Consider the following 12,780-nt stretch of genomic DNA (forward strand, 5'->3'; position numbering starts at 1 on the left):
AATATTTTTATTCGACTGAGAACCTTAGTCTAAATTGGATGGGTCCTGAGTTAAAAATTTGTGTTGTAACTGTTTATATATTTCACTTTGTTGGAATTTATGTAAAAACTCACTGGTCCCCAATGGAAACGCCTGCTCTAAAATTTTCCCACGATAATAAGCTTCACGAACGGGGGTTGCAGACATCGCATCTTGTAGGCTATCTAGCTCAACCATTTGCCACTCAGGAAAAAGCTGTAAATAATATGAGGAATCATCTTTAAAATGGCCAATCAGTCCAACCTTCGCCTCAGGTATGACTACATGATTCACTAATTTTTTTACCAATTGCACCCATTTAACATCATTATAAACATCAATTACATGTACAAAGTGAATCCGTTTTTGATGTGCTTCTGAAAAGTTCGATAAAATCATTTCTTCACGTTCAGACGCTAAAAATGGATTTTTCGTATTTCGTTCATTTTGCGCAGAGCCTAAAGCCAAAATGACATTTTCACTTTGCTCTAAAGCAATCTTAATGGTTTGCATATGCGCCAAGTGAAATGGCTGGAAGCGACCAATGAATACGAGATAATCAAATGTATATGGCATAAATCTTTTACTTTTTTATGAACTGGTCAGTTGTGTCGATCATAAAATTATGCGACATAATGAGCCCATAAAATTAAACCAAACTTTCTAGCAAGGATAGTACGATGACACTGAGCTGTATTCAACAACCTCATCAACATTTGAATGCAAAATTAGACAATGGCGTACTGACATTAGCCATTCACCGTCCTGAAGCAAAGAATGCGTTGTATGGCGAACTTTATTTATGGATCGCAAAAGCTTTAGATGAAGCAGATCTAGACAATAGCGTTCGTGCTGTCATTCTACGTGGTGAAGACGCGGACTTTACCGCAGGCAACGACATGCAAGATTTTATGAAATCTGCAGCGCAAAAAGGTCAAGCACCTGCGGCTGAAGGCCCTCCATTTATTTTACTTAAATCTGCGGCAAAATTTTCTAAACCGTTGATTGCGGCTGTACGTGGTGTGGCGATTGGTATTGGGGTAACGATCCTATTACATTGTGACTTGGTTTATAGCGATAACACTGCCCTATTCCAAATTCCATTTGTAAGCCTTGGTTTATCTCCAGAAGGTGCTTCAAGCAAATTATTGGTAGAACAAGCGGGTTATCACAAAGCTGCTGAATTACTGCTGACCGCTCAGAAGTTTGATAGTGCAACTGCAGTTGCTGCAAACCTTGTCAACAGTATTGAAGATGATGTCTATGCAGCAGCAGCTAAAAAAGCGGCACAATTATCTGCTTTACCGTTAGCCTCTTTAGTGCAGTCTAAGGCATTGATGAAGCACAATGTAAATGAAATTGTGGCTTGGATTGATCATGAAGCTGAAATTTTCATGGATCGTGTCGGCTCTCCAGAAATGATGGAAGCCGTATCAGCATTTATGCAAAAGCGTAAACCTGATTTCACCCAGTTCAACTAATCCTTCATCGTTGAATGACTAAAAACCACTGTGTTGCATATTACACAGTGGTTTTTTTATTTTCCGTCCCAACATATTTAAGAACCCATTCGGAAAAACTACTTATGTCGAACACTACAGAAAAAAAGCGTTACTTTGAGCCTGCACCACAAGGTATCGATGTTGAAAATTTTAAGAAAGTCATCCAAAGCCGCCGTTCGGTTCGCAAATTTACCAAGAAAGAAATTCCAACTGAAGTACTTGATGACTGTTTAGATTTGGCCCTACTTGCACCAAACTCATCAAATCTACAGCCTTGGACTTTTTATGTGGTACAGAATCCCACTAAGAAAAAACAGCTGGTCAAAGCTTGCCTAAATCAGCTTGCAGCTAAAACGGCGTCAGAACTGATCGTGTGTGTCGCGCGTACAGACCGTAATGATGAAATGGCGAAACGCAACATTACAGAGTTCCCTTTTCCTGAAGCGCCTGCGGCTGTACAGAAATATTATAAATTTATTCCTTATAACTATAAGACAGGTTACTTAAATGCACTGGGTAACTTTAAGAAAGTTGCTTTCAAAATTGCACGTAGCTTAGATAAACAACTGCCTGTAACTGCATTTAATCAAGCCGATGCTAAGCTTTGGGCAAGTAAAACCACCGCTTTAGCTTGTGAGAACCTAGTGCTAGCTTTGCGTGCCTATGGTTTCGATAGTTGTATGATGGAAGGTTTTGATGAGCCTTTAGTGCGTAAACTGTTAAATCTAAATGATCAGCAATACCCTGTGATGGTGATTGGTGCAGGTGAGCGTGCAGAAGACGGTGTGTTTTTCCCGCAATATCGTTTTGATCGTGAGTTATTTATTCAGAAGGTTTAATATTAGTTTTCTCAATGGAATCCTTCCATTACAGTTTTAATCTCAGGATTAACCTTCGGTTTTGCCTACTTTTCTTTCGGGAAAAGTAGGCAAAACCATTGTCATTCGCAAAACTCGTTCTATTCCGCCTTTTATCAATTTAGTCGCAGAAACTTTATCTGATCAATTAAGTCCTGCCTCAAACAATTGCGAATACCGTTAACGTGTATCAAATATATTTTAGATTCATCATTAAAGTACATCGACCATCTGAATAAACTCAAAAGCTGGTTCTTCATAGGGATGACTTAATTTTAAAGCCTTTGCCACAGCAGAAGCCTTTCCCTCTGGAACAATGGTTTCCACCCGCCACTCTGGAATTTTCTCCAAAGCGTCCAATTCACCTATAAACGGATTTGCGTCTTTTACAGGTTTAAACTGGCCTGTGCCCAAAACTTGCCATGCACAGTGTTCATAATTCCCTATACCACCTGCTCCTGCTTCAAAAATCGCAAGTTTGGTGGATTCAAGATGAGATTCGGGGACATAGTAGATGAGTTTGAGCATAGCGCTTTAATGTAGATTTTATTAATATCACATCAATCATATTGATCGACTGTACCTATGTCTAATAAAAATATTGCCCGTGAACTTGCTTTAACAACAACTGAAAATTTAGCAGATGAAATTATCTTTAAAACAGCCAATACTCTGCTAGAAGACACAATTAAATCTATCCCTTTTGCATCTTTAATTACAGGTTCAATTGAAAGCTATACTAAATTTCGTACTTTGAAAGAACAAAAACAATTATTAGCTTTTATTGAAGAAGCAGAAAATATAAATGTTGGGTTTATCGAAAAGTTTTTTAAAGACAAGGACAATTTAGAATTAGGCATTGAAATTTTAGGAATACTTGATCAAACCTACCTAGAAAAACAAGCAAAAATGATAGGCCGTGCTTCTGTACTGTTTAAAAACCTTAGTATTTCAAAGCAAATTTTTGATAAATATACATATATTATTACTAGATTAAATAGCCATTTAATTTACCTAATAGAGGAAATTTACACCATAGAAACCAATCGTGATGATCCTGAATTCGAATATGATATTAAAAATCCCAATATGGAATTAGTAAACTTTGGTTTTTTAATTGAGGTACCGTCACAACTTTATCCTGGTTCAACACAAATTTCTCAATTTAAAAAGACCAGTGACTTTTACTACTTTTATGAAAACATTTTCAAAGGCTAAATTCAATCACATGACTTGTGACATAGATGTCGCCCGTCAAACTGTGGACAAGGATGCCCCATCAGACGAACAAAGGACTTTTGTTACTTTTCGCCCAATCAAAAGTAAAAATAAAATTCTTATAAAGAAAAACCGCCTCACGGCGGTTTTTTAATTCTCAAAATCACATCTGTAATGCATAACCCAAAATCAAAAAGATCAATTGCAAGCTTAAAATCACAGCAAACAACTTCCATCCTTTTTTACGCAACGCAGACTTATCGACTGCTTCGTATGTAACTGTTTTAATCATGTCATCACCTCATACATGAGTGTTGATACTGAAATTGTTTAGTAATCCATCTTTCTTCTATTTTGCATGATATTTGTGCATTTATTACACAATATCACTTTCACATAAATATAAAAGCAAAATCTAAACCAACTTCAACGGGAGAAATAAAAATTAAAAAAACAAAAAGACAATTCAATAAAAAAGCCACCCGAAGGTGGCTTTCAAAACACAGACTTCAGATTAACCAATGAACTTACGTGCATTACGGAACATACGTAACCATGCACCGTCTTCAGTCCACTCTTCAGGCTTCCAAGAATGCTGTACAGCACGGAAGTTACGTTCAGGGTGTGGCATCATAATCGTTGCACGACCATCTTTCGATGTGACACCTGAAATCGCTTCTGGTGAACCATTCGGATTCATTGGATAGTGTTGAGTTGGGTTCCCTTGGCTATCAACATAACGCAAGATCACTTGATTGCCTGCATTTAATGCAGCCAAGTTATCCGCGCTTGTCACCACACGACCTTCACCATGTGCAACTGCGATCGGTAGGATTGAACCTTCCATACCTTCTAACAATACAGAGTTCGATTTTTCAACACGAACGTTTACTGCACGCGCTTCAAACATCTCAGAAGTGTTACGGTGGAAACGCGGCCAAGCTTCAGCACCCGGAATCAGTGGAGCCAATTGCGACAACATTTGACAGCCGTTGCAAATACCAAGAGAGAAAGTCTCATCACGGTTGAAGAATTTTTCAAATTGGTCACGAAGTTTCGGGTTGAATAAAACTGATTTCGCCCAGCCACCACCCGCACCCATGACGTCACCGTAAGAGAAACCACCACATGCCACAAGACCTTCAAAGTCATCTAGGCTGATACGACCTGCAAGTAAGTCGCTCATGTGCACATCTACAGTGTTGAAACCAACTTTGTCGAATGCCGCAGCCATTTCAACATGACCATTTACGCCTTGTTCACGTAAGATCACCATGTTTGGACGACGTTCGTTGATGTACGGCGCTTCGATTGGCTCATTCAAATCAAATGTAGGTTTTGCAATAATACCTGCATGTGATTTATCCGTGATCAATGCAAATTCTTGATCCGCTGTTTCTACGTTGTCACGTAGACGTTGGATTTTATGTGATACTTCAGTCCACGCCACTTGCAAGTCTGCACGTTCAAGCACTAAGCCATTTACCGTCAATTGATCGGTGTTGTTTACCGTACCAATAACCGCAATTGCATCGCGTAATGTAGATGCCGCAACTTCTTCTGCAAGTGTTGCCCAATCAGACGCGCTGATTTGAAGCACTGCACCAATTTCTTCTGCAAATAGACTTTCAGTTGATTGATCTTCTAAAGCCACACCAAGACGTGCTGCAAACATCATTTCCGCAACAGTTGCAAGCAAACCACCATCACCAATGTCGTGATAAGCTTTGATTAAACCGCGGTTGTTCCAGTCTTGAACCAAGACAAAGAATGCTTTGAAGTCATCAAAACTATCTACATCTGGTGTCACTGAACCAATCGCTTTATAAACCTGAGCAAGGATCGAACCACCTAGGCGGAACTGACCTTTAGAAAGATCAATACGGACAAGTACTGATTCTTCATTTTTCAATTCAGGCGTTAAGGTTTTACGTACATCAGTCACAGGAGCAAAGGCTGTGATTACACCTGACATCGGTGAAGTCACCGATTTGTCTTCGCCTTCATCATTCCAAGTCGTACGCATTGACAATGAGTCTTTACCGACTGGAATTGCAATACCCAAAGCAGGACACATTTCCATACCGATGGCTTTTACACCTTCGAATAAAGCTTGGTCTTCACCTTTTTGCCCTGCCGCCGCCATCCAGTTTGCAGACAATTTAATGTCACTGATCTGGTCGATTTTTGCAGACATAATATTCGAGATCGACTCTGCAACCGATAAACGCGCAGATGCCGCAGGATTTAACAAGGCAACAGGCGGACGTTCACCCATCGCCATTGCCTCACCTGTATAACCTTGTAAGCTTGTTGTGGTCACGGCTGCATCTGCAACAGGAACTTGCCAACGACCTACAAATTGATCACGTGCAACCATACCAGTAATTGAACGGTCACCAATGGTGATCAAGAATGATTTCGATGCAACCGTTGGATTTTTAAGTACACGGTAAATTGCATCTTTCAAATCTGTAACTTTAGATGCATCAAAGTCGTCGCCTTGACGTTCAATCGTTTCATACGAACGGCTCATACGAGGTGTGCCACCTAGCATGACTTGCATTGGCATATCCACGGCTTTGTTATCAAACAATGGATCGTTCACCGTCAATTGACGCGCTTCTGTTGCCTCACCTAAAACAGCAAACGGACAACGTTCACGTGCACATAATGATTCAAATAATTCTAAAGAACTTGGACGAATCGCCAACACATAACGCTCTTGCGCTTCATTTGACCAGATCTCCATTGGAGACATGCCCGGTTCAAGCGATGGAATCTTACGCAAATCAAGAATCGCACCCAGTTCGTGGTCATTCACCAATTCAGGCATTGCGTTCGAAACACCACCTGCACCCACGTCATGCACAGACACGATTGGGTTGAAGTCTTCCATACGCCAGCATGCATCAATCACTTCTTGGCAACGACGTTCCATTTCAGGGTTTTCACGTTGTACAGAAGCGAAATCTAGGTTTTCACCGAGTTTACCGCTGTCTACAGAAGATGCCGCACCGCCACCAAGGCCGATCAGCATTGCAGGACCACCAAGAACAATCAGTAAGTCACCCGGTTGAATCGCATCTTTTTCCACGTGGTCTGGACGGATGTTACCGTAACCACCAGCAATCATAATTGGCTTATGGAAGCCTTTTACATCGCCATTTACATTTTGTTCAAATGTACGGAAGTAACCATTTAACGCAGGACGACCAAATTCGTTGTTAAACGCAGCACCACCCAATGGGCCTTCAATCATAATTTGAAGCGGAGATGCCATACGAGATGGTTTACCGTAGTTTTCTTCCCAAGGCTGTTCAAAGCCCGGAATGTTCAAGTTAGACACGGTAAAGCCTGTTAAACCTGCTTTTGGTTTACCACCACGACCTGTTGCGCCTTCATCACGAATTTCACCGCCCGAACCAGTCGCAGCGCCCGCAAAAGGCGCAATCGCTGTTGGGTGGTTATGCGTTTCCACTTTCATCAAGATGTGAGCCGCTTGACTCTTGTATTTATAAACGTGGTGACCCGTCGCTTCATCTTTCTTCGGATAGAAACGCTGAGTATCAAAACCAACAATCACCGAAGCATTGTCTTTATATGCCGACAATACATCTGTCGGTGATTCTTTATAGGTGTTTTTAATCATTTGGAACAATGACAATGGCTGTTTTTCACCATCAATTGTCCATTCAGAACCAAAGATTTTATGACGACAGTGCTCTGAGTTTGCCTGAGCAAACATCATCAGTTCAATATCGTGCGGATTACGACCGAGCTTGTTAAAAGCAGCAACTAAATAATCAATTTCTTCATCAGAGAGTGCAAAACCAAACTCAGAGTTCGCTTTTACTAAAGCATCTTTGCCCTGACCTAAAATGTCGATTGCATTTAAAGGTTTTGGAGCCGTTTCAGAGAACAATGCAGCAGCGTCTTCAATTTGATTGAACACACTTTCAGTCATACGGTCATGTAAAACTTGTTTTACTGCATCCGATACTTCAGAAATACCTTTTAAAGTAAACAAAACACCGCGTTCTAAGCGGTGTATCGGGGTATTACAGTTAGCAAAAATATCCGTTGCCTTTGATGACCACGGCGAGATTGTACCTACACGTGGCGTCACAAGGACTTGAACTTCATCACTTGTCGCTTCGCGAACTTGGAAGGTTGCGCCATCATTTAATAGCTGCAAAGCAGATTGCTGTTGTTGCTCGTCGAGCGCTTGGTCGAAAAGGTAAACCCATTGGCTTTCTATTGATTGAACAGAACTGATAGACGATAGACGTGTTAAAAGTTGTGTTTGCTTAAAAGAAGAGTGTGCAGGTGCACCGGCAACGATAAACATGCTGTTTTTGGCTCCACGGGCAGGTCTAGACAACCTACCTCAATGTGACTTGAAGAGAGCGCATATTCTACTGTGAATGCAAGTTTTGAGCTAGTCATATCAGACTTAAAATATGCTGAAATCGTGGTTTTAAATGTCCGAATTTCTTTGACTTTCGCTGCTAAACATGATTAGTAACAATTGATTTACTTGACTGAATATATGTACTCGCCTGTTTTCGGATCTTCTTTAGCAATGATGCCGTTCTTTTTATAAAACATATTCCCACATTGAAGCTCTTCATCAATTTCACCATCTATTGCATAAGAAAGTTGCACATTCACTCGCTTTAAATAAGGATGATCAAAAGCTGGTTCGATAAAAAATGCATCTAAACTTTCCATGTTATAACAAACATAGATTTGCTCAGGTGTACCGTTTTTATTCAGGTCAATGCTAAAGGTGTGATCAGAATTTTGTACTATTCGATCATTTTTCAATGATACAAAATTAACTAAATCACCTTCTCTATCAATTTCATAGGAATATTTTTGATTTTCATCCTCTGAGCCACCATTACAGTTTTTAATTGGTTTTCCAATTTTAACTTTTTCGGATTGAAGCTCTTCTTTGGTAAATTTAGATTTACCATTTATTTCATTACTGAGCAAAATCGCCCAATAATTTTTCCCCTCTGCGCGTGGGGCATCTGTCCAAATACAATTTTTAGCAATGAACTGATCGCCCTCTTGTTGAAAGGCAAAAGTAGCGATAGGTAAATCTTGGATCACTTTATTTTCAACCGATAAGTTTGGTTTAACTTGAGAAACTTTTGATTCAACTTTTTCAGATGCAGTCATCTGTTTATTTTGATTAGGTTGGCTGCAAGCGGATAATAAGATACTGATAGCTAATAATAAGCTTTTATTCATATTTTTCTCAGGCTCATAATAAATAGGTTCTGGATCCCATCCATTGTGGAAAATCAATAGTCGTTTACACTCAAGATATAAAATAACTGATTTCAAATCTTTATATAATTCTTCCGCATCAATTTGTGCTGAATATTGATCAGAGTTTTGATCTGAAATATAAGATTATTCGTGTAGGCAAGGTATTTCCCCTAAAGAAATAATCGTATTACACTTACACAGGAGTTTTGGCATACCGCCCGTAGTTAGTTTATTTAAAAAATCAATATAGTTAGGTCTAATTAGTCATACTTGATCAAAACAGAGTGGAATTTAGAACAATCATGATTGTTTCCCCCCTTTCAGCACGAAATAAATGGCAGATGATTGAAATGAATTTATATGATTTCATCATCCATTTTTTTCAGAATAATGGTGAAAAGTATAGGGAAAACCAAAAGTCATAAATTAAAAGACAACTTATGTCGCAGCCCTCTAGAGCTCGTCACACTTTTTTGGCATGATGAAGCCAATGACTTACTGAATAACGATAAATGATGCAAATGCGTTGGTTGGAACTGCTCTCAACAGTTCGTATTGGAAGTAAAAAACAAAATACCGAATTGGCACGTAGCCCATTTCACAAAGATTATGACCGAATTATTTTTTCTCAAAGTTTTCGCCAACTGAACCGAAAAACCCAAGTCCATCCTCTGACTCAACACGATGGCATTCACACCCGTTTAACGCATTCGCTTGAAGTCTCCTGTATTGGCCGCTCTCTTGGCATGCTGGCAGCGGAAAAAATCAAAGATGAACTACCAATGTGGATTTCCCCTGCCGATGTTGGAGCCATTATTCAAGCGGCTTGTTTAGCACATGATATTGGGAACCCACCGTTTGGTCATGCGGGTGAATATGCTATTCGTGAATGGTTTGACGATGCGTCACATGGCAACTTTTTAGAGAAACTTTCCGCAGAAGAACAAGCCGATGTACGTCAGTTTGAAGGTAATGCCCAAGGTCTACGCTTACTGACTAAAATTGACTATCACCCTAATGATGGTGGCATGCGTCTGACCTATGCAACACTTGGGGCTTACTTAAAATATCCATGGTTGTCTAAAACCATCGAATCACAAGGCAATACTCCTGCCAGTAAACGTGCCAAATTTGGTTGCTATCAGGCAGAAAAAGAAATCCTGCAACAAATCGCAGAGCAACTTGGACTGATTCAACTGGGTGAATACCATTATTGTCGTCATCCACTGACTTATTTACTTGAAGCAGCAGATGATATTTGCTACGCCCTGATTGACCTTGAAGATGGCATTATTTTAAACATGTTGTCTTATGAAGAAGTCGAACCGATTTTTTTAAGCTTGCTGGGTGAATATAGCGCACCAACTGAACTGTCGATGCCAGATACCACATGGCAGCAAAAAATTGCAGCCTTACGCGGACGAGTGATGAAACGTCTGGTTGAAGAAGTCACATCGGCATTTGCTAAGCATCATTTTGAAATTTTAAACGGACAACTGGCTGGCAGCTTACTGCAATACTGCGCTGCTGATATTGAGCTAGGCATTAACCGTGCAAAGGATTTAGCTCGCGATAAAATATTTGAACACCCACAAAAAGCGGGTTTGGAAATTATTGCCCATCAAAGCTTACAAAACATTTTAGATGCCTTTATTCCGCTCACTACACCGCATAAAACATTGAGCTTTAAAGAACAACGCTTAATGGCTATTTTATGTCGTTCTGGTGCGCACTTTGGTAGCAACCACTATGAAAATATCATGCAGGTCTTAGATATTATTTCTAAATTTTCAGACCACCAAGCGTACAACTTGTCTCAAGAGTTACAAGGCAATAAGGCAGGATTGATTTAAATAAGTCATCAACATCCAGTTTGATGATAAAGCCATCAATCCGAACTCAATTTTCCATGAGTCTTTTGCCTTTCTGCGCAATGCTCACTACTATGCAACCATTGATAAAAAAGTGAATCACACAACATGATCGGATGTCTTATTGGTGAAGTCTTCGCACTAGAAGCACCCACCGTACTTTTAAATGTAAATGGTGTCGGTTATGAAATTGATACACCACTGACGACCTTCTGCCAACTACAAAAAGGCCAGAACATTACCTTATGGACGCACCTTGCCGTGCGTGAAGATGCTCAACTGCTCTATGGTTTTCTACATCAACAAGAAAAAATCATTTTTCGCACCCTATTAAAGGTCAACGGTGTCGGCCCTAAAATGGCTTTAGGTATCTTATCCACGCTCAGCGTCGATATGCTGATTCATACTGTCGAACATGAAGATATAAATACACTGGTTAAAGTACCGGGCGTGGGTAAAAAAACTGCTGAACGTTTGATGATTGAGTTACGTGATCGCTTTAAAGCGATGTCTTCAGGCACTGTGCCAAGCAACTCAACCGTTGAACAAATTCAGTTCACAGGCAACTCTGCCGTGGCAGAAGCTGAAGCGGCCTTACAATCTTTAGGTTACAAACCTTTAGAAGCACAGAAATTGGTCAATGCTGCAAAAGGTGATTTTACTGAAGCGAGCGACATCATCCGTGCTGCACTCAAATCGATGAATAAATAAAGCATCTCAATCAAGACGACATTTGATACACGTAAGTGTCATTCGCAACTGTTCGAGTCAGGAGACATTTGCACATCAATGTTTCTGCGATATAGTCGATACGAACTTTCATTCGATGAGTTTTGCGAATGACGGTGGTTTTGCTTACTTTTGCCAAATAAAAAGTAAGGCGAACCGCAGGTTATTCCTGAGTTTCGCTTGAAAATGGAAAGAGTCCGCCAAGGTATATACTTTCTTTTCTGACATTTTGCTACAAAGCATATTCACCTAAAGTTTAAATAATATATGCAAGACCGTCTCATCGGTGGTTCCGAAAAACCCGAAGATCATATCGACCGCGCTATCCGCCCGACCTCACTCGATGACTACATCGGTCAGCCCGTAGTTCGTGAGCAAATGGAAATCTTTATTGGCGCAGCACGTGGTCGTGGTGAAGCCCTCGATCACACCTTAATTTTTGGTCCACCGGGACTAGGTAAAACCACACTTGCCAATATTATTGCGCGTGAAATGGGTGGGAACTTAAAGTCGACTTCAGGCCCCGTACTAGAACGGGCTGGGGATTTGGCAGCCATGCTGACCAACCTTGAAGAAGGTGATGTACTATTTATCGATGAAATTCACCGTCTTTCCCCCGTGATTGAAGAAATTCTTTACCCAGCCATGGAAGACTATCAACTCGACATTATGATTGGCGAAGGTCCTGCGGCTCGTTCAATTAAGCTCGACTTACCCCCTTTTACTTTAGTTGCCGCAACCACACGTGCTGGACTCCTCACCTCTCCTTTACGTGACCGTTTTGGCATCGTGCAACGCCTTGAATTCTATTCAGTCACTGACTTGACGCATATTGTGACTCGTTCTGCCAATTTGATGGATGTACCTATTACGCGTGAAGGTTCAGCAGAAATTGCACGTCGTTCGCGCGGCACACCACGTATTGCAAACCGCTTACTACGTCGAGTTCGTGACTATGCGCAAGTCAAAGGTACTGGTGAAGTGACACAAGACATGGCTCAGCGTGCCCTCGATATGCTCAATGTCGATAAAGATGGTTTAGACACTTTAGACCGTCGTTATTTGAGTATGTTACTTGAACGTTTTGATGGCGGCCCTGGTGGTGTAGAAGCTCTGGCAGCAGCGATGGCTGAAGACTCAGGTACTTTAGAAGATGTGATTGAACCATATTTGATTCAACAAGGTTATGTCATGCGGACAGCCCGTGGCCGTATTGCCACCAATATGGCATATTTGCAGTTTGGTATGACACCGCCCGAACCGAAGGATAAACCCTAAAATACCTGTTTAATGCAAAAGAAG

Annotated in this window: 11 protein-coding genes; 6 read left to right on the plus strand and 5 right to left on the minus strand. The window is 40.6% G+C overall.

The genetic code is table 11. The features are described from left to right. Positions 1-24: 24 nt before the first annotated feature. Positions 25-594, minus strand: a complete 570-nt coding sequence (locus JZ787_RS00750; protein WP_346311420.1) for a nicotinate-nicotinamide nucleotide adenylyltransferase — start codon at positions 592-594, stop codon at positions 25-27. 104 nt (positions 595-698) lie between these two features. On the opposite strand from JZ787_RS00750, the gene JZ787_RS00755 reads away from it, so the two are divergent. Together JZ787_RS00755 and JZ787_RS00760 are read left to right on the plus strand one after the other, a co-directional pair. Then, the gene (locus tag JZ787_RS00755; RefSeq protein ID WP_004693847.1) at positions 699-1,499 is read left to right on the plus strand and encodes an enoyl-CoA hydratase-related protein; all 801 of its coding nucleotides are present in this window, start codon (positions 699-701) and stop codon (positions 1,497-1,499) included. Between the two features lie 104 nt (positions 1,500-1,603). Beyond that, complete coding sequence (locus tag JZ787_RS00760) at positions 1,604-2,359, plus strand: nitroreductase family protein (RefSeq protein ID WP_279735612.1); 756 nt, start codon at positions 1,604-1,606, stop codon at positions 2,357-2,359. A gap of 231 nt (positions 2,360-2,590) precedes the next feature. Here JZ787_RS00760 and JZ787_RS00765 read toward each other — a convergent pair whose 3' ends face one another. Continuing rightward, on the minus strand, positions 2,591-2,905 hold the full coding sequence (locus tag JZ787_RS00765) for an NGG1p interacting factor NIF3 (RefSeq protein WP_346311421.1): 315 nt from the start codon (positions 2,903-2,905) through the stop codon (positions 2,591-2,593). A 57-nt stretch (positions 2,906-2,962) separates the two neighbouring features. On the opposite strand from JZ787_RS00765, the gene JZ787_RS00770 reads away from it, so the two are divergent. Next, on the plus strand, positions 2,963-3,595 hold the full coding sequence (locus JZ787_RS00770) for a hypothetical protein (RefSeq protein ID WP_087010812.1): 633 nt from the start codon (positions 2,963-2,965) through the stop codon (positions 3,593-3,595). A gap of 163 nt (positions 3,596-3,758) precedes the next feature. On the opposite strand, the gene JZ787_RS00775 is transcribed toward JZ787_RS00770, so the two are convergent. The 3 genes from JZ787_RS00775 to JZ787_RS00785 form a co-directional block, all read right to left on the minus strand. Further along, complete coding sequence (locus JZ787_RS00775) at positions 3,759-3,887, minus strand: KGW motif small protein (RefSeq protein WP_004693854.1); 129 nt, start codon at positions 3,885-3,887, stop codon at positions 3,759-3,761. A gap of 222 nt (positions 3,888-4,109) precedes the next feature. Then, entirely contained in the window at positions 4,110-7,946 is a 3,837-nt protein-coding gene (gene purL, locus JZ787_RS00780) for a phosphoribosylformylglycinamidine synthase (RefSeq protein WP_346311422.1), read from the minus strand. Positions 7,947-8,131: 185 nt separating this feature from the next. After that, the gene (locus JZ787_RS00785; RefSeq protein WP_183175303.1) at positions 8,132-8,857 is read right to left on the minus strand and encodes a hypothetical protein; all 726 of its coding nucleotides are present in this window, start codon (positions 8,855-8,857) and stop codon (positions 8,132-8,134) included. A 533-nt stretch (positions 8,858-9,390) separates the two neighbouring features. Here JZ787_RS00785 and JZ787_RS00790 point away from each other — a divergent pair. The 3 genes from JZ787_RS00790 to ruvB all read left to right on the plus strand — a co-directional run bounded on the left by JZ787_RS00790 (position 9,391) and on the right by ruvB (position 12,756). After that, on the plus strand, positions 9,391-10,731 hold the full coding sequence (locus JZ787_RS00790; RefSeq protein WP_058869335.1) for a deoxyguanosinetriphosphate triphosphohydrolase: 1,341 nt from the start codon (positions 9,391-9,393) through the stop codon (positions 10,729-10,731). Between the two features lie 126 nt (positions 10,732-10,857). Continuing rightward, the gene (gene ruvA, locus JZ787_RS00795) at positions 10,858-11,460 is read left to right on the plus strand and encodes a Holliday junction branch migration protein RuvA (RefSeq protein WP_010326413.1); all 603 of its coding nucleotides are present in this window, start codon (positions 10,858-10,860) and stop codon (positions 11,458-11,460) included. Positions 11,461-11,745: 285 nt separating this feature from the next. Next, positions 11,746-12,756, plus strand: coding sequence for a Holliday junction branch migration DNA helicase RuvB (gene ruvB / locus JZ787_RS00800; RefSeq protein WP_005399718.1), 1,011 nt, complete (start codon positions 11,746-11,748; stop codon positions 12,754-12,756). Positions 12,757-12,780: the final 24 nt, after the last annotated feature.

It is taken from the genome of Acinetobacter sp. BWR-L5, assembly GCF_039655985.1.
Taxonomy (GTDB): domain Bacteria; phylum Pseudomonadota; class Gammaproteobacteria; order Pseudomonadales; family Moraxellaceae; genus Acinetobacter; species Acinetobacter johnsonii.

Excerpts from the sequence above, each read along its gene's own strand:
- ruvB (WP_005399718.1), top strand. The coding sequence starts at position 11,746 with ATGCAAGACCGTCTCATCGGTGGTTCCGAAAAACCCGAAGATCATATC.
- JZ787_RS00775 (WP_004693854.1), bottom strand. The coding sequence starts at position 3,887 with ATGATTAAAACAGTTACATACGAAGCAGTCGATAAGTCTGCGTTGCGT.
- JZ787_RS00755 (WP_004693847.1), top strand. The coding sequence starts at position 699 with ATGACACTGAGCTGTATTCAACAACCTCATCAACATTTGAATGCAAAA.
- JZ787_RS00760 (WP_279735612.1), top strand. The coding sequence starts at position 1,604 with ATGTCGAACACTACAGAAAAAAAGCGTTACTTTGAGCCTGCACCACAA.
- JZ787_RS00785 (WP_183175303.1), bottom strand. The coding sequence starts at position 8,857 with ATGAATAAAAGCTTATTATTAGCTATCAGTATCTTATTATCCGCTTGC.
- ruvA (WP_010326413.1), top strand. The coding sequence starts at position 10,858 with ATGATCGGATGTCTTATTGGTGAAGTCTTCGCACTAGAAGCACCCACC.
- JZ787_RS00790 (WP_058869335.1), top strand. The coding sequence starts at position 9,391 with ATGATGCAAATGCGTTGGTTGGAACTGCTCTCAACAGTTCGTATTGGA.
- purL (WP_346311422.1), bottom strand. The coding sequence starts at position 7,946 with ATGTTTATCGTTGCCGGTGCACCTGCACACTCTTCTTTTAAGCAAACA.
- JZ787_RS00770 (WP_087010812.1), top strand. The coding sequence starts at position 2,963 with ATGTCTAATAAAAATATTGCCCGTGAACTTGCTTTAACAACAACTGAA.
- JZ787_RS00765 (WP_346311421.1), bottom strand. The coding sequence starts at position 2,905 with ATGCTCAAACTCATCTACTATGTCCCCGAATCTCATCTTGAATCCACC.
- JZ787_RS00750 (WP_346311420.1), bottom strand. The coding sequence starts at position 594 with ATGCCATATACATTTGATTATCTCGTATTCATTGGTCGCTTCCAGCCA.